General features: G+C 62.3%; 11 protein-coding genes. 3 read left to right on the top strand and 8 right to left on the bottom strand.

The window, feature by feature from the left end; all coding sequences use genetic code 11:
* Window positions 1-70 precede the first annotated feature (70 nt).
* Window positions 71-2,338 carry a beta-glucosidase gene (locus FNZ07_RS05815; protein WP_091012385.1) on the top strand — a complete coding sequence of 756 codons (2,268 nt, stop codon included), beginning with the start codon at window positions 71-73 and terminating at the stop codon, window positions 2,336-2,338.
* A 2-nt stretch (window positions 2,339-2,340) separates the two neighbouring features.
* Here FNZ07_RS05815 and FNZ07_RS05810 read toward each other — a convergent pair whose 3' ends face one another.
* Genes FNZ07_RS05810 through FNZ07_RS05795 form a run of 4 tightly spaced genes read right to left on the bottom strand, consistent with a single transcriptional unit; the run spans window position 2,341 to window position 11,402 of the window.
* Window positions 2,341-3,984, bottom strand: coding sequence for an efflux transporter outer membrane subunit (locus FNZ07_RS05810; protein ID WP_245811486.1), 1,644 nt, complete (start codon window positions 3,982-3,984; stop codon window positions 2,341-2,343).
* On the bottom strand, window positions 3,984-7,199 hold the full coding sequence (locus tag FNZ07_RS05805; RefSeq protein WP_091012383.1) for an efflux RND transporter permease subunit: 3,216 nt from the start codon (window positions 7,197-7,199) through the stop codon (window positions 3,984-3,986). The genes FNZ07_RS05810 and FNZ07_RS05805 overlap by 1 nt, the downstream gene beginning before the upstream one ends.
* Before the next feature lie 6 nt (window positions 7,200-7,205).
* Entirely contained in the window at window positions 7,206-10,271 is a 3,066-nt protein-coding gene (locus FNZ07_RS05800) for an efflux RND transporter permease subunit (RefSeq protein ID WP_091012380.1), read from the bottom strand.
* Window positions 10,272-10,283: 12 nt separating this feature from the next.
* The gene (locus FNZ07_RS05795) at window positions 10,284-11,402 is read right to left on the bottom strand and encodes an efflux RND transporter periplasmic adaptor subunit (protein ID WP_091012860.1); all 1,119 of its coding nucleotides are present in this window, start codon (window positions 11,400-11,402) and stop codon (window positions 10,284-10,286) included.
* A 434-nt stretch (window positions 11,403-11,836) separates the two neighbouring features.
* Between FNZ07_RS05795 and FNZ07_RS05790 the strand changes: the two genes are divergently transcribed.
* Window positions 11,837-12,640 carry a lipid II flippase Amj family protein gene (locus FNZ07_RS05790; RefSeq protein ID WP_091012378.1) on the top strand — a complete coding sequence of 268 codons (804 nt, stop codon included), beginning with the start codon at window positions 11,837-11,839 and terminating at the stop codon, window positions 12,638-12,640.
* A gap of 26 nt (window positions 12,641-12,666) precedes the next feature.
* On the opposite strand, the gene FNZ07_RS05785 is transcribed toward FNZ07_RS05790, so the two are convergent.
* Complete coding sequence (locus FNZ07_RS05785) at window positions 12,667-12,963, bottom strand: hypothetical protein (protein WP_143098075.1); 297 nt, start codon at window positions 12,961-12,963, stop codon at window positions 12,667-12,669.
* Between the two features lie 357 nt (window positions 12,964-13,320).
* Complete coding sequence (locus FNZ07_RS34260) at window positions 13,321-13,455, bottom strand: hypothetical protein (protein WP_281250550.1); 135 nt, start codon at window positions 13,453-13,455, stop codon at window positions 13,321-13,323.
* Between the two features lie 230 nt (window positions 13,456-13,685).
* Here FNZ07_RS34260 and FNZ07_RS05780 point away from each other — a divergent pair, with 230 nt between their 5' ends.
* Window positions 13,686-14,156 carry a PaaI family thioesterase gene (locus FNZ07_RS05780; protein ID WP_091012373.1) on the top strand — a complete coding sequence of 157 codons (471 nt, stop codon included), beginning with the start codon at window positions 13,686-13,688 and terminating at the stop codon, window positions 14,154-14,156.
* A 108-nt stretch (window positions 14,157-14,264) separates the two neighbouring features.
* Here FNZ07_RS05780 and FNZ07_RS05775 read toward each other — a convergent pair whose 3' ends face one another.
* Both FNZ07_RS05775 and FNZ07_RS05770 read right to left on the bottom strand, forming a co-directional pair.
* Entirely contained in the window at window positions 14,265-15,113 is an 849-nt protein-coding gene (locus FNZ07_RS05775) for an ureidoglycolate lyase (RefSeq protein ID WP_091012371.1), read from the bottom strand.
* A gap of 80 nt (window positions 15,114-15,193) precedes the next feature.
* Window positions 15,194-15,937, bottom strand: a complete 744-nt coding sequence (locus FNZ07_RS05770; protein ID WP_091012368.1) for an SDR family oxidoreductase — start codon at window positions 15,935-15,937, stop codon at window positions 15,194-15,196.
* Window positions 15,938-15,986: the final 49 nt, after the last annotated feature.

Raw genomic sequence — 15,986 nt, 5'->3', positions numbered from 1 at the left:
AGTCACGGTACGTATCTGCCTGTTTCAAGGGCGCATGCAGTGAACTAGACACGAACAATGGAGGGATGACATGAGATCACGTTATTCATTATGGATAGGCATCCTCACTACGGCGGGCGTAGTGAGTGTGGTGAGCGGTTGCGGCGGAGATAGCGGCAGCAGCCCAGGCAGCGCTGCTGCGCAACTATCCGCCAAGACCGCCGTAGCGGCGGCCGCTTCGAGCCCCGCGGCGAACCTGTCCGCTTCGCTCGGACTGGCCAACTTACGCGCAAAGGCGTTGCTGGCCCTGCTCACGCAGGACGAAAAGCTTCAACTGATTCACTCCGAGTACCAGATGAGCCAGGTTCCGCTTGGCGGCGGCGGCTATATCCAGGGCGTTCCCAGGCTGGGCATTCCCGACCTGAACATGGTCGATTCGTCGACGGGTGGCGGCAGCACCATGGAACCGAGCACGACGTTCCCTGCCACGATCGCGGTCGCGGCAAGCTGGAACCGGCGACTGTCGTATGACTACGGCGCCCAGATCGCGAAGCAACTGCGCGAGCAGGGTTTCGCCATGGGACTCGGCGGCGGCACGAATCTCACGCGCGAACCGCGCGGCGGCCGAACCTTCGAATATCTCGGCGAGGATCCACTGCTCGCGGGCGAGATGCTTGCGCAGCGTACTAGCGGCACGCAAAGCCAGAAAGTCATCGCAACGATCAAGCACTTCGCCGGCAACGAACAGGAAACCGGCCGCGGCGGCGGCAACAGCCAGATCGACGAGCGCACCTTACGCGAACTCTATCTGCGACCGTTCGAGATCGCCGTCAAGGAAGCCAACCCCGGCAGCGTGATGTGCGGCTACAACATGCTCAACGGTTTCTATACCTGCGAGAACCAGCACCTTCTCAACGACATTCTGAAAAACGACTGGCAATTCCAGGGGCAGATTCAATCGGACTGGGGTGCAACTCACAGCACCGCGAATGCAATCAATGCCGGACTTGATGAAGAAGAAGATGTCGGACCGACCGTCTTCCTGACGCCGACTCTCGTGACCCAGGCCCTGCAGAGCCATGCGATCACCCAGTCGCGCCTCGACGACATGGTGCGACGCAAGCTCTACACGATGATCCGCCTCGGCGTGATGGACGACCCGGCGAAGCCTGGCGGCACCGTGGACTTCGATCAGGCCAACGCGTTTGCGCAGAGAACCGCGGAACACAGCATGGTCTTGCTGAAGAACAACCAGGGACAACTGCCGCTTGCCGCAGCGAGCCTCAAGAACATCGCGGTGATCGGTGGGCATGCCGATGCGGGCATTCTCGCGGGCGGTGGTTCGGGCAATACGCGGGACCCGGTGACCGGCGCGTTCGCAGGGTGTGGCGGCTTGACGTTCCCGTCCGGCACAGGCTGCCACTGGTGGCCGGTTCCCTGGTTGAAGGTGAATCCGACAATCGTCCAGTCGATTCAGCAAATGGCGCCCAACGCCACGGTCACCTATTCCGGCAATACCGACCAGAACAATCCGTTCGTCGCCTACACCCAGCAGCAGATCGACGCGGCAGTGGCGCTGGCCAGCAAGTCCGACGTGGCCATCGTCGTCGTCGTGCAGCCAGCAGGCGAGGATTTCGCCGATCTCGGTAGTCTGAGTCTGTCGAACCCGTCGAATCAGAACGAACTCGTCCAGGCGGTAGCAAACGTCAATCCGCACACGATCGTCGTACTTGAAAACGGCAACCCTGTGCTGATGCCGTGGATCGACAACGTCTCTGCCGTGGTCGAAGCCTGGTTCCCAGGTCAGGCCGGCGGACCCGCGATTGCCAACCTGCTGTTCGGCAAGACCTATCCGGAAGGCCGGCTGCCCGTGACCTTCCCGGTCCGCGATCAGGACACGCCGACGTGGGGGCAAAACGGCACGTTCTCGCCGAATCCGGTTTACACCGAAAAGCTGAAAATGGGTTATCGCTGGTATGACAGCCAGAACATCAAGCCGCTGTTCGAGTTCGGGTATGGCCTGTCGTACACGCACTTCAAGTACTCGCGTCTGTCCGTGCATACCACGCCGTGGCACGACCTGATCGTATCGTTCCGCGTCAAGAACGATGGGCAGGTTGCAGGCGTCGATGTGCCGCAGCTGTATCTCGGTATCAACGATCCGAACGAACCGCCGAAGCGACTCGCCGGATGGGACCGCCTGAACCTGCAACCGGGTGAAGAGCAGACCGTCAGGCTGGTGGTGTCGTCGCAAGATCAGAGCATCTGGGATGTCGCGAACAATGCGTGGAAGTTCGTTCCTGGCAGCAAGGTCTATGTCGGCGCATCGTCGCGCGATATCCGTCTGACGGGAGGCTGAAGTTAGTCCGCGTGTGAAGTAGAGGTCGTCGTTGCATCTGCGTCGGGCGCCGGCTGCGAAACTGCAGTCGCACCGGCCGGCGCGGCCATCGCAACGGCGGCCTCTTTGTGATCGTCCCACTGCCAGCCGCCGCCCAGATTCTTGACCAGTGCAACACTACCCTGTGTCAGCAGCGCCTGCGTGTCCTTCAGGTTCTGTTGCGCCAGCAACAGCGTCAACTGCTGCGTGAGCAGACCCTCTTCGCTCGCCGTTCCGGCCTGCAACTGCGCGTTCTCGCTTGCAAAGAGCTGCTGGTTGCGCTGATACACGTTGTCGTACGCATGTGCCTGTTGCCGCAGATGATTGCAGGTCGACAGACTGTCCTCGACATTCTGGAACGCGGTGAGCACCGTCTCGCGATAGTTCGCTACGTCCGCGTCGTAGGTCGCTTCGGCTTCGTGCACAGCCGCCGTGCGCGCACCGCCGTCGAAGATCGTCGCCGCGAGGTCGGGGCCAAGCGTCCAGATGCGGTTCGGCATCGAAAACAGATTTGCGAACGTGTTGTGTTGAAAGCCACCTTCGGCGCTCAGCGTGAGCGTCGGGAAAAACGCCGCTTTCGCTACGCCGATTTTCGCGTTGGCCGATGCTGCCGTGCGCTCTGCGCTAACCACATCGGTACGCCGCTCGAGCAGTTGCGACGGCAATGCCAGCGGCACCGCCGGGTCGGGAAACGCGTAGTCCGTTTGAGCGGCTAGTGAAAACGTCGCGGGCGGCACGCCGATGAGCACTGCAATTGCATGCTCGTCCTGTTCGCGCGAAGTCTGCGACGTCTGCAGATCGGCGATCACGACTTCGAGCGTGTCCTGCGCGGCAAGCACGTTATCGTTCGATGCCGTGCCCTGCTGGAAACTCACGCGCGTCATGTCGAGAATGCGCGCGTCGATGCGTTGCTGTTCGCGTAACAGACCGATGTCGACGTCGAGCTCGCGCAGCGCGAAGTAATCGGTTGCGAGCGTCGCGGCGATCGACAGGCGTTCCCCTGCGAGCTGCGCATCGGACGCCTGCGCCGCGCCCTTGCTCGATTCGATTTCGCGGCGCACCTGGCCCCACAGGTCCGGCTCCCAGCTCGCTGCTGCCGTTACGCCGACGGTATTGCGCACGCCCGCCGTCGTGCCGTTATTGCTCGTGCTGCCTGTCGTCAGTCCGTTCGAATCTGCGCCCGATGTCGAACTGTTGCGGCTGCGGCTCCCGGACCCGTCGACGGAAATCACCGGGAACAGGCTCGCCGTGCTGGCCGCGACGGTCGCTTGTGCAAGCCGGTACGCGGCTTCCGCAGCGACGATCGACTGGTTCGCTTTCTGCGACTGCCCGATCAGATGCGTCAACGTGTCGTCGTGATACGCGAGCCACCAGGTGCTCGACAGCGAAGCCTGCGGGTCGGCCTGCGCACGTTGCCAGTCGACGCCTTCCTTGAATGTCGCGGGCACGTCGACCGGTGGCTTGTGATAGTCGGGGCCGACCGCGCACGCGGCAACGCTCAGCGTGACGGCAATCGCGCATGCACGACGTAGGAGCGGAAAGGCGAATCCGCCGGATAACTGCACTGCACGCGTAGTACGGCGAGCCGCCGCGCGGTGCGCCGTGCGAAGAGATCGTAGTTTCATCATCAAGCTTCCTTGCGTCGACGGCGCAGGCGGCGATACGCCCGGTCGAGCCACAGATAGATCACCGGCGTCGTGTACAGCGTCAGCACCTGGCTGAACAGCAACCCACCGATGATCGAAATACCAAGCGGCTTGCGAAATTCCGACCCGTAACCGGAGCCAAACACCAGCGGCATCGCACCGAGAATTGCCGCCATCGTCGTCATCATGATCGGCCGGAAGCGGATCATGCAGGCACGCGTAATCGCTTCCTCGGGTTCGAGGTCGCGCTCGCGCTCTTCAGTGATCGCGAAGTCGATCATCATGATCGCGTTCTTCTTCACGATGCCGATCAGCAGGATCACGCCGACGAGCGCGATGATCGACAGTTGTGTGTTGGTCACGAGCAATGCGACCAGCGCGCCGACACCCGCCGACGGTAACGTCGAGAGAATGGTGAGCGGATGCATCAGGTTTTCGTACAGGATGCCGAGCACGATATACACCGACAGCAGCGCGGCGACGATCAGGAGCGGCTCGCTGGCGACCGACTGCTGGAACACCTGCGCGGTGCCCGCAAACTGTCCGATGATGCTGCCCGGCATACGCAGTTGCGCAACCGATTCGTCGACCTGCTGCGTAGCCTCGCCGATCGACGCGTCCGGGCGCAGATTGAACGACGCGGTCACGGCGGGGAACGTGCCTTGATGGTTGATCGAGATCGCGGTGCGCTGGATCGAGAAGTTCGCCATCGACGACAATGGTACGAGCGCATTGCCGTTCGTCAGCGCAGCGGTGGACGGTGTCGCGGTCGTCGTGGCGGGCGCGCCCGTCAGCGAAGGCGGGGCAACGCTCGCGGCCGAAGCCGCACTCGCTACCGTCGCGGCCGTTGGACTAGCGCTGCCGTTCGCCCCACTCGCCGTCGAACTCGGCGCGCCCGAAGGGATATAGATCCCCTTCAGCGCAGACGGATCGGTCCAGTACTCCGGCGCCAGTTCCATCACGACGTGATACTGGTTCGCCGCCCTATAGATCGTCGACACCTGGCGCTGGCCAAACGCGTCGTACAACCCCTGATCGATCGAATCGAAGTTGACGCCCATGCGCGCCGCCGTATCGCGATTCACGTTGACGGCCGCCTGCATGCTGTTGTCCTGCTGGTCGGTATTGATGTCCTGGAGAATCGGCAGCTTGTGCATCTGCGCGACGACTTGCGGCACCCACTTGTCGAGATCGGTCTGATCGTCCGCGGTCATCGTGAACTGGTATTGCGCGCCGCTCTGCCGGCCGCCCACGGTGATGTCCTGCGCCGATTGCAGATAGAGCCGCGCGCCGGGAATATCGCCGAGCGTACGGCGGATCTGCGCGATCACCTGGTCCGCATTCGCCTTGCGCACGCCGAGTGGCTTCAGCGTGATAAACATCTGCGCGCTGTTCACCGCATTGCTACCGCCGATAAAACCGCCCACCGACGCCACGTTCGGATTCTTCAGTACGATCTGGTTAATCTTCAGGAATTTCTGCTGCATCGCGTGGTACGAAATGCTCTGCGACGCCTGGATCTGCCCGACCAGTCGCCCGGTATCTTCCTGCGGGAAAAAGCCCTTCGGCACGACGATGTAGAGCACGACGTTGAGCACCAGCACGAGCAGCGTGACGCAGCCCATCAGCAGCGGACGACGGATCACCCAGCCAAGCGTGCGTGCATAGAAGCGATGAAAGCGCGAGTCCGGATATTCCTCTTCGTGATGTCCCGCGTTGCTGCTGCGCAGCGCGATGCTGGACAACATCGGCGTGACCGTCAGCGAAATCAGCATCGACATCAGGATCGCCGCCGACAGCGACACCGAAAACTCGCGGAATAAGCGCCCGACGATGCCACCCATCAACAACAGTGGAATGAACACCGCAACGAGCGACACGCTGATCGTCAACACGGTGAAGCCGACTTCGCGTGCACCGGACAGCGCCGCCTGCACAGGCCCCTCGCCGCGCTCCATATGCCGCATGATGTTCTCGACGACAACGATCGCATCGTCGACGACAAAGCCCGTCGAAATCGTCAACGCCATCAGCGACAGGTTGTTCAGGCTGAAGCCGAGAAAGTACATGATGCCGAACGTGCCGAGCAGCGACAGCGGCACGACGATCGCGGGCACAAGCGTCGTGCGCCAGTTGCGGAAGAACGCGAACGTCACCAGCGTGACGAGCAGCACCGAGATCGCCAGCGTGATTTCCACGTCGAGCAGCGAGGCACGGATCGTCGTCGTGCGATCCATCAGGATGTTCAGCTTGATGGTCGGCAGGATCGATGCTTCGAGAAACGGCAGCGCGGCCTTGACGTTGTCGACCGTATCGATGACGTTCGCGCCGGGTTCCTTGAACACGACCAGCAGCACCGCGGGCTTGCCGTTCGAGAGCCCGTAGTTCTCGAGGTTCTCGACATCCTGACGCACGTAACCGAGATCGGAGATATGCACGACGTCGTTGCCGTTGCGTCGCACGATCAGCGGACGATAGTCGGCGGGCGCGTACAGCATGTCGTTCGCGCCGATTTCGTAGCCGTTGCCGCTCGCCGTCACCGAGCCTTTCGGCAGATCGACGTTCGAGTTCGAGATCGCCGTGCGGATCTGTTCGAGGCTGATGCCGTAGTGGCTCACGCGATCCGGATTCAGTTCGATGCGCACGGCCGGCAGCGCGCCGCCGCCCACCGTGACGTCACCAACGCCTGGTGTTTGCAGCAGCTTCTGTTGCAGCACCGTCGAAGCCGCGTCGTAGAGTTGACCGCGCGTCGCCGAATCGGACGTAAGGCTGATGATCAGGATCGGCGCATCGGCCGGATTTACCTTGCGATAGGTCGGATTGCCGTCGAGGTTCGCAGGCAGGTTGGTACGCGCCGCATTGATGGCTGCCTGCACATCGCGCGCGGCACCATCGATATTGCGGTTCAGATCGAACTGCATCGTGATGCGCGTCGCGCCGAGCGAACTGACCGACGTCATCTGCGTGATGCCGGAGATCTGGCCGAACTGACGTTCGAGCGGCGTCGCCACCGAAGTCGCGACCGTCGTCGGATCGGCGCCAGGCAACGTGGCCTGCACGTTGATAGTCGGGAAATCGACCTCGGGCAGCGGCGCAACCGGCAACAGCTTGAACGCAAGCACGCCGAACAGCGCAATGCCAATGGCGATCAGCGTGGTCGCGATCGGCCGCCGGATGAACGGTTCAGACAGGTTCATCGCGCGTCACTCCACCGCGGGCTGTGCGCGTCGGCTGAAGTAGCTTTCGACACGATGCATCGCCAGGTAGATCACCGGCGTCGAGAACAGCGTAAGCAGCTGGCTCACGAGCAACCCGCCGATAATCGCGATGCCAAGTGGATGGCGCAGCTCCGAACCCATCCCGGTACCGAACGCGAGCGGCAGCGCACCGAAGAGCGAGGCCATCGTCGTCATCAGGATCGGGCGGAAGCGCAGGCCGGCGGCGCGGCGGATCGCCTCGACGGGCGGTAGCCCTTCGTTGCGCTCTAACTCGAGCGCGAAGTCGATCATCATGATCGCGTTCTTCATCACGATGCCGATCAACAGCACGATGCCGATCAAGCCGATGATGTCGAACTGCGTGCCGGTAATTACGAGCGCCAGCAGTGCGCCGAGCGCGGCGGAGGGCAGCGTCGACAGGATCGTGACCGGATGGATAAAGCTCTCGTACAAAATGCCGAGCATCAGGTAGACGACGATGATCGCGGCCAGCACCAGGTACGCCTCGTTTGACAGCGACTGCTCGAACGTTGCTGCCGAGCCTTCGAGCGTAGCCTGTACGGTCGTGGGCAAGCTGATCTTCGACTCCACGTCTTGCAGGTGCGTCAACGCGGTACCGAGCGTGTAGCCGGGCGCGAGATTGAACGACACGTCGGCGTAGGGGAACTGCCCCTGGCGGTTGATCGTCACCGGCGACGGAATGATTTTCATCGTCGCCATCGATGCCAGCGGTGCGACATCGCCCGACGACGTATCGACATACAGCCCAGACAGCAGATGGCCCAGATCGTCGGCGCTGCGATCGGCGGTCAGCACGACGTGGTACTGGTTGAGCTGCGTGTAGATGGTCGACACCTGACGCTGGCCGAACGCGTCGTACAGCACATCGTCGATTGCCTGCGGCGTAACGCCGAGGCGCGATGCGGTATCGCGGTCGAAGGTCAGCTGGATCTGATTGCCCTCCTGCAACGCCTGGCTCTGCACATCGGCGAATGCGGGGTCCTGCTTCAGCGCGGCGATCAGCTTCTGGGTCCACTGGGTCAGCACCGTCGGGTCGGTGGCCTGCAGGCCAACCCGGTAGCTGGTCGTCGAAATCGTGTCGTCGAGCGTCAAGTCCTGCACCGGATGCAGGAACAGCTTCATGCCAGCGTTGTTCGCGGTCACATCTGCAAGACGGCGGATCACCGCGGCGCTGCTATCGCGATCGCCTTTGTCCTTCAGGTTGATCAGCACGCTGCCCTGGTTCAGCGTCGGGCTCGTCTGGTTGATACCGACGAACGACGACAGACTCTCGACGGCCGGATCCTTCATGATCTGCGCGACCAGTTGCTGCTGCTTCTCGACCATGTGACTGAACGAGATCGACGGTGCCGCCTGCGAAATCCCTTCGATCAGCCCGGTGTCCTGTTCGGGGAAGAAGCCCTTCGGCATCAGCATCAGGATCAGGAACGTCAGCGCCGCCGTCACGCCGACCGAGATCAGCGTCATCCCGCGATGCTCGAGTACCCAGCCAAGCCCCTGTTCATAGCGCCGGTTCACACGGTCGAAGAAGTCGACGCGGCGCTCGCCTTCGTGCTCCTTCAGCATCCGCGAACACATCATCGGCGTAAGCGTCAGCGATACGATCGCTGAGAGCACGATCGCAATAGCGAGCGTCAGCGCGAACTCGCGGAACAAACGCCCCACCACATCGCCCATGAACAGCAACGGAATCATCACCGCGATCAGCGACACCGACAGCGAGATGATCGTGAAGCCGATCTGCTTCGCGCCTTTCAACGCAGCCGCAAGCGGCGCTTCGCCTTCTTCGATATAGCGCGTGATGTTCTCGATCATCACGATCGCATCGTCGACGACGAAACCGGTGGCGATGGTGAGCGACATCAACGTCAGGTTGTTCAGCGAGAAGCCGAGCCCCCACGCGACCGCGAGCGTACCGATCAGCGAGAGCGGTACGGTAACGGCCGGAATCACGGTGGCAGGCACGTTACGCAGGAACAGGAAGATCACCATCACGACCAGCGCGACGGCCACGCCGAGTTCGTACTCGACGTCGGTGACCGACGCGCGGATCGTCTGCGTGCGGTCGGTCAGCACATCGACCTTCAGCGTAGCGGGCAAGCTCGCGCGAAGCTGCGGCAACAGCTTCTGCACGCGGTCGACCACGTCGATCACGTTCGCGCCGGGCTGGCGCTGGATGTTCAGGATGATCGCCGGCGTCTTGCCGGTCCATGCAGCCTGGCGCGTGTCCTCTGCCCCGTCGATCGATTTCGCAATCTGCGTGAGGCGGATTGGCGCACCGTTCTTGTACGCGATCACGAGGTCCGAATAGTCGGCAGCCGATTGAAGCTGGTCGTTCGCGCCGATCGAATACGCCTGATACTTGCCGTCCAGATTGCCCTTCGCCTGGTTGACGTTGGCATTGCCGAGCGCGGTACGCACGTCGTCGAGCGACATGCCGAGCGAGTTCAACGCGCCCGAATTCGTTTCGATGCGCACCGCGGGCCGTTGCCCGCCGCTGATCGTGACGAGGCCGACACCGGAGATCTGCGAGATCTTCTGTGCGAGCCGCGTATCGGCCAGGTCCTCGATCTTCGTGAGCGGCAGCACGCCGGACGTCAGCGACAAAGTGAGCACCGGCGCATCGGCCGGGTTGACCTTGCTGTAGACCGGCGGATACGGCAAGTTAGCCGGCAGAAAACTCGCCGACGCGTTGATCGCCGCTTGTACTTCCTGTTCGGCAACGTCGAGCGACAGCGCGAGATCGAACTGCAGCGTGATCACCGACACGCCGTTCGAACTCGTCGAGTTCATTGTCTTGAGGCCCGGCATCTGGCCGAACTGACGTTCGAGCGGCGAGGTGATCGACGAGCTGCTCACGTCGGGGCTCGCGCCCGGATACTGGGTGTAGACCTGGATCGTCGGATAGTCGACTTCCGGCAACGCGGATACCGGCAGCAGGTGATAGCCGAGCAGACCCGCGAGCAGCAGCGCGATCATCAGCAGCGACGTCGCAATCGGTCGCTCGATAAAGGGACGCGAAATATTCATTGGACGCGCCCGCTAGTGCGAGACGACGCGCACACGCGAGCCGTTGTCGAGCTTGTCTGCGCCGTCGGTGACGACCTGTTCGCCGGCTTTCACGCCGCCGTCGAGAATCGCCGTGTTATCGCCGCTCACGGGGCCGACCTTCACGTTGCGTAGCGCAACCTTGTTGCCCGCGCCAACGATAAACACGAAATCGCCGCTGCTGCCGTGCTGGATCGCCGAGGTCGGCACGACCGGAACCTGCTGCAGCGTATCGGCCTGCATCCGTGCGTTGACGAACTGATTCGGAAACAGCGTATCGCCCGATTGCGGGAATTCGGCCTTGACCTTCACCGTGCCGGTGGACGTATCAACCTGATTGTCGAGCGCGAGCAACGTGCCCTGCGCGAGCAAGGTCTTCTTGTCGCGATCGTAGGCAAGCACCGGCACCGCACCGCGCGTCATCGCCTTGTGGATCTGGCCGAGGTAATCCTCCGGCACCGCATAGACGACCGTGGCCGGTTGCAGCTGCGTGATCACCGCGATGCCCGTCGTGCTCGCCGTAGTCACATAGTTGCCCGGATCGACGAGCCGCAGGCCCACCACCCCATCCACCGGCGACGTGATCGTGCAATAGCTGACCTGCACCTGCAGGTTCTGCACGTTGCCCGTGTCGGCTTTGACCGTGCCTTCGTCTTCATTGACGGTGGCGACCTGGGTATCGAGCGTCTGCTGCGTGATCGAACCGGCCTTGATCAACTGACGGTAGCGCTGCAAATCCAGACGCGCATTCGCCAGCGATGCCTGGTCGTGCACCAGCGTGCCCTGCGCCTGCACGAGCTGCGCTTCGAGGCTGCGCGAGTCGATATGCGCGATGGTCTGGCCTTTGCGGACAACCTGGCCTTCCTTGAAGTCGACGCTATCGAGAATCCCGTTGACCTGGGTGATGACCGTGACCGAGCGCGTCGGCGTGACAGTGCCGAGCGAATCGATATAGACAGGGACATCGGCAAGTTTCGTCGCCACCGCGGAGACCGGCGTGCCCGGTGCCGGCGCGGCTTGCTTGCTGGCCGGATGGCGGAAATGAAAGAACCACACCGCAAGGACCACCACTACCAGGACGACGATCGCCCAGCCGATATGCCTTCTCTTCATGAACCCCTCGAGCGGAAACCTGGACATGAGCGGCATCGCCTGCAGCGCGGCGCCGTTCTGTCATCGATGGGGCGGAGGATGTCACGAAGAACTGCGCGAACGCGTTACGTGGGCTGTTTCGGCGGTCTCGAAATATTACTGACAGATTGACAGGTTTCCTTCGATTAGCTGAACGATCGGGCGCCGATTTTTGGCACATACGTGTGGCTCATCGTGGCTCGAACGGTGTGCCGGTTCGGCGTCGCGTCGATAACAAAAGCCTTTCATTCCGACGATGCACGATGCATTCCGGCAGCGTGCGGCGCACGTTACAAGCGATCACCGTTCCTTTCGTCAAGAATCTATTACGCGAGGTGACAGAATAGACTCGCGTTGCGCGCCGCGACCCTCCTATACAGTCATGCGTGCGTCACCCCATCACTTCGATCCCGACCATGGACATTCAACTGCTGGCCATCTGCGCACTGACGTTCGTCATCCACGTCATCGCCACGCTTGCGTACGCGGTGCGCATTGCCGGTGTGCGGACACGCCGCATCGCGGTTTCGTTTGCGCTGTTCGGCATCATCGCGCTCGTGTCGCGCACGGCGAACTCGTTTCAGGGACCGCTGCTCGCGAAGCGTGTCGAAGAAGGACTTGCGCATCACATTGAGCAGAACATGCTCGGAGACTTCCGCCTGTTCCTGCTCGCGGCAACGCTCGCGACAGTGATCGGTGCGTTTCTGGTCCCGACGTTTCAGCGTTACTTCAGCCGGGCGGTCGTGCACTTTCATGCGCATCGCTCGATGCCGCGGCTCGTGCTGCATGCGTTCAGTCGCGGTGGACTGTCGTGGCTGCGCGACGGTGTGAGTCTGCCGGCAGCGGCCAACGTGACGCAGTTGCCCGCCAGTGCCGGCGTGTCGTGGAAAGTCGTCGTGCTGAATGTGCTGGCGATGGCGCTCTGGACAGTCGGCGTATTCGCGTCGCTGTATGCGGGCTTCCTGAAGCCGGAGTTGCGTGTGACATGTGCGAATCTTTCTGCGGTCGTCAACGGCTTCGCGACGATCGTGCTTACCGTTGTCATCGATCCGCAGATCTCGGTCATGACCGATGACGTGATCGAAGGACGCGTCACCGAGAATCGGTTCCGGCGGGCGATTACTACGTTGATTGGGGCGCGGTTCGTCGGGACACTGCTCGCGCAAGCGATGCTGGTGCCGGCGGCGCTGGTGATTGTGCGGGTGGCTGAAGCAATTTAAGCGCACCCCGCCGCGCGGAATACCGGCTAGCTATTGATACACCCGCTCTCGTCGACGATATCGTCGGGGTGCGCGACACGCACGACCTCCGCAGCGGTCAGTGTCAGCACTTCGACCGCTTCCGCCAGAGCGGCGCGCTCTTCGGGGCTCAGGGCATCGTGCCGGGTGGGCCAGACTCTTGTCAGACGGTCCAGCGCAGCCCGCACACGTCGTTGCAGCTGCTGCGCCGAGTCCACTTTGTCGGCCAGCTTGTGGAGATTGCGTCGCGCATTCTCTCTGCCCGTTTCCGTGCCATGCTCGATGGCCGAAATCAGTATCGGCATCAGGACCGTCCATCGTGGCGTCAGATCCACGACGTCGAACCTTGTCACGTGTCTGCGTCTATGCGCTTCGACTGCCATGGCGTCACTCCGTCTTCGACTGGCCGCAGGTGAGTTCGTGGACCAATTCCTCATCACCACCCCGAATTCTGAGGATCCGCAGTTCGCGCCGGCCCGGTATGCGTCAAACCGTCGGGCACGTTCGCGAGCGTGGTTACAGACGGCACGTACGTATGGCGCTCAGCTCCCCATCCGTGTACGACGTAAGCGAGCAGACACAGGCACGCAAGAACAGAGACAGCAAGGATTGACCACGCAACCCGGTTTGCCCACTGCATAGGCTCTGTCTCCCATTTCAGTTCAGCTGGTGGTCTCCCCGCGCCGCGTTGCCGCGATCGAACGACCGTCGGCACGCGAAATGGTGGCCAGCGCGATTGGCTGAAATGTTTGAATCCCGCGCTCAATCGATCGAAGGTTGCCGGTCAACTCGTTCATGCCGAAGTCGAACCACACTGCATACCCGGGCCGATGTCGACGCGATCATACCGGGCACCAACGGCTTTTTCGCCCTCTTGCAAAGGCCATAAAATCGGTGTAGCCGCCGTTCGGATTTGCATTGTTTCGCGCAACAGTTCAGCAGCGATTTCTTCGATTTACCTTGACTCCGCGCCGCTGCTTCCTAGAGTGGGTAGAACCAGTGCGGGCTCAGCCCGAAGGAACCGGCGATGACAGATCTTCTCGATCGCGCGCGCGGCGCGTTGCACGCACAGCCGTTCAGCGTGCTGCTCGGTGCCGAACTGGTACACGTCGGCACGCAAGAACTGACGCTATGTCTGATGATCCGCGACGAACTGAAGCAGCAACACGGCTTCGTGCATGGCGGCGTTATCAGCTATCTGGCGGACAACGCGTTGACGTTCGCCGGCGCGCTGGCGCTCGGGCCGCGGGTCGTCATGGGCGAATACAAGATCAACTATCTGCGCCCTGCCGTGCGCGGCACGCTGGTGGCACGCGCGCAGGTCGTTTACGCGGGACGACATCACGCGACCTGTCAGTGCAACCTGTTCGTGATAGACGACCACGACGAACGGCTGATCGCCGTCGCGCAGGGCACCGTCGACCGGGTCGGCGACGGAACGGAAACCAGTGCGCCGGGGTGGGCGCCTTCGGTGGATAGCACGGGGCAAGCGACTTGAGGCCACGCTAGTCAACGTGGTGTTCGAGGGATCGAGCGGACAACAAAAAGGCCGCCTCGCGGCGGCCAGTTCGTTGTGCCCGAAGAAGTACGCGAACACCCTGCAGCGTTACTCCGCCGCGTATGTGCGCTGCTGCTGCTCGCCAAGCCCTTCAATGCCAAGTCGAATCGTCTGACCCGGCTTCAGATACACAGCTTCCGGCTTCACACCCATGCCGACGCCCGGCGGCGTGCCGGTCGAGATGACATCGCCAGGTTGCAGGCTCATACACTGCGACAGATACGACACGAGCTTCGCGACGCCGAACACCATCGTCTTCGTGCTGCCGTTCTGGTAGCGATGGCCGTCCACTTCGAGCCACAGCGAGAGATTCTGCGGATCGGCAACTTCATCGCGCGTGACGACCCACGGGCCGATCGGGCCGAACGTGTCGAAGCCTTTGCCCTTGTCCCACTGGCCGGCGCGCTCGATCTGCCATTCGCGCTCCGACACGTCGTTGATCACGCAGTAGCCCGCAACGTAGTCGAGTGCGTTCGCTTCGTCGACATATTTAGCCGGCTTGCCGATCACGACGCCGAGTTCGACTTCCCAGTCGGTCTTCTTCGAGCCGCGCGGAATTTCGACGCCGTCGTTCGGCCCCGTGATCGCGCTCGTCCATTTGTTGAACACGACCGGTTCGGGCGGCACGGGCAGGTTCGATTCGGCGGCGTGGTCGGCGTAGTTCAGGCCGATGCAGACGAACTTGCCGATCTTGCCGACACACGGCCCGATGCGCGGATTGCCTTCTACCACCAGCAGCGAATCCAGGTCCAGCGCGCGCAGTTTGGCGAGACCGGCATCGGTCAGCGCGTCGCCGTCGATATCGTCCACCACCTTCGACAGATCGCGAATCCTGCCTTGCGCATCGAGCAGGCCGGGCTTTTCCTGACCTTTCGGTCCATAACGAAGCAGCTTCATCGTGGCACTTCCTCTTTATCCAATGTGTGTCCAGTAACAACAACCCGTGCGCGGTCTGTCCGCCAGTGCTGCCAGCTCTCTTAGTTCGACCAGCCGCCGTCGATCACATGCGCCTGGCCGGTCGTGAACGCGGATTCGTCCGAAGCGAGGTACAGCGCGAGCGCCGCGATCTCTTCGGGCTTGCCGACCCGGCCCATCGGCTGGCGTGCGACGAATGCAGCCTGAACCGCGTCGACCGAGGCGTTCTGCGCGGCCGCCTGCGCCGCGATCCGCTGTTCGAGCGACGGCGAATGAACAGTGCCCGGGCAGATCGCGTTACAGCGTACACCACGTGTGACGAAGTCTGCAGCGACGGCCTTCGTCAGTCCGATCACCGCAGCCTTCGACGCGCCGTACACGAAGCGGTTCGGCACGCCCTTCACGCTCGATGCCGCCGACGACATATTGATGATCGAACCGCCGCCCTTCTCCAACATGGCCGGTAGAAACGCGCGGATGGTCCGGTACATCGCCTTCGCGTTCAGATCGAACGCGAAGTCCCAATCTTCTTCGCTCGCTTCGAGAATCGACCCGGCGTGCACAAAGCCCGCGCAGTTGAACAGCACGTCGATTGCGCCGAGTTCGGCGGCCAGCGCCGTAATGGCCGCGCCGTCGCGCACGTCGAGCTTGCGCGCCTCGACCGGCTTGCCGGCGAGACCATCGATACGCAGATCGGTAGCAATCACGCGGGCGCCTTCGCGCGCGAACAGTTCAGCCGTCGCGAGTCCGATGCCTTGCCCGGCGGCGGTAATCAAGGCCGTCTTGCCGGCCAGTCTTTGTATCATCTACGGCTCCAGTTGAAATAGCGTTTGCGTCATACCCGGTATTGCAGCG

It is taken from the genome of Paraburkholderia megapolitana (genome assembly GCF_007556815.1).
GTDB classification, from domain to species: domain Bacteria; phylum Pseudomonadota; class Gammaproteobacteria; order Burkholderiales; family Burkholderiaceae; genus Paraburkholderia; species Paraburkholderia megapolitana.
Note: the sequence above shows the minus strand (reverse complement) of the source record. Positions and strands in the feature narration are given on the sequence as shown.

Coding starts and splice junctions, on each gene's coding strand:
- FNZ07_RS05815 (WP_091012385.1), top strand. CDS start 71: ATGAGATCACGTTATTCATTATGGATAGGCATCCTCACTACGGCGGGC.
- FNZ07_RS05810 (WP_245811486.1), bottom strand. CDS start 3,984: ATGATGAAACTACGATCTCTTCGCACGGCGCACCGCGCGGCGGCTCGC.
- FNZ07_RS05805 (WP_091012383.1), bottom strand. CDS start 7,199: ATGAACCTGTCTGAACCGTTCATCCGGCGGCCGATCGCGACCACGCTG.
- FNZ07_RS05800 (WP_091012380.1), bottom strand. CDS start 10,271: ATGAATATTTCGCGTCCCTTTATCGAGCGACCGATTGCGACGTCGCTG.
- FNZ07_RS05795 (WP_091012860.1), bottom strand. CDS start 11,402: ATGAAGAGAAGGCATATCGGCTGGGCGATCGTCGTCCTGGTAGTGGTG.
- FNZ07_RS05790 (WP_091012378.1), top strand. CDS start 11,837: ATGGACATTCAACTGCTGGCCATCTGCGCACTGACGTTCGTCATCCAC.
- FNZ07_RS05785 (WP_143098075.1), bottom strand. CDS start 12,963: ATGCCGATACTGATTTCGGCCATCGAGCATGGCACGGAAACGGGCAGA.
- FNZ07_RS34260 (WP_281250550.1), bottom strand. CDS start 13,455: ATGAACGAGTTGACCGGCAACCTTCGATCGATTGAGCGCGGGATTCAA.
- FNZ07_RS05780 (WP_091012373.1), top strand. CDS start 13,686: ATGACAGATCTTCTCGATCGCGCGCGCGGCGCGTTGCACGCACAGCCG.
- FNZ07_RS05775 (WP_091012371.1), bottom strand. CDS start 15,113: ATGAAGCTGCTTCGTTATGGACCGAAAGGTCAGGAAAAGCCCGGCCTG.
- FNZ07_RS05770 (WP_091012368.1), bottom strand. CDS start 15,937: ATGATACAAAGACTGGCCGGCAAGACGGCCTTGATTACCGCCGCCGGG.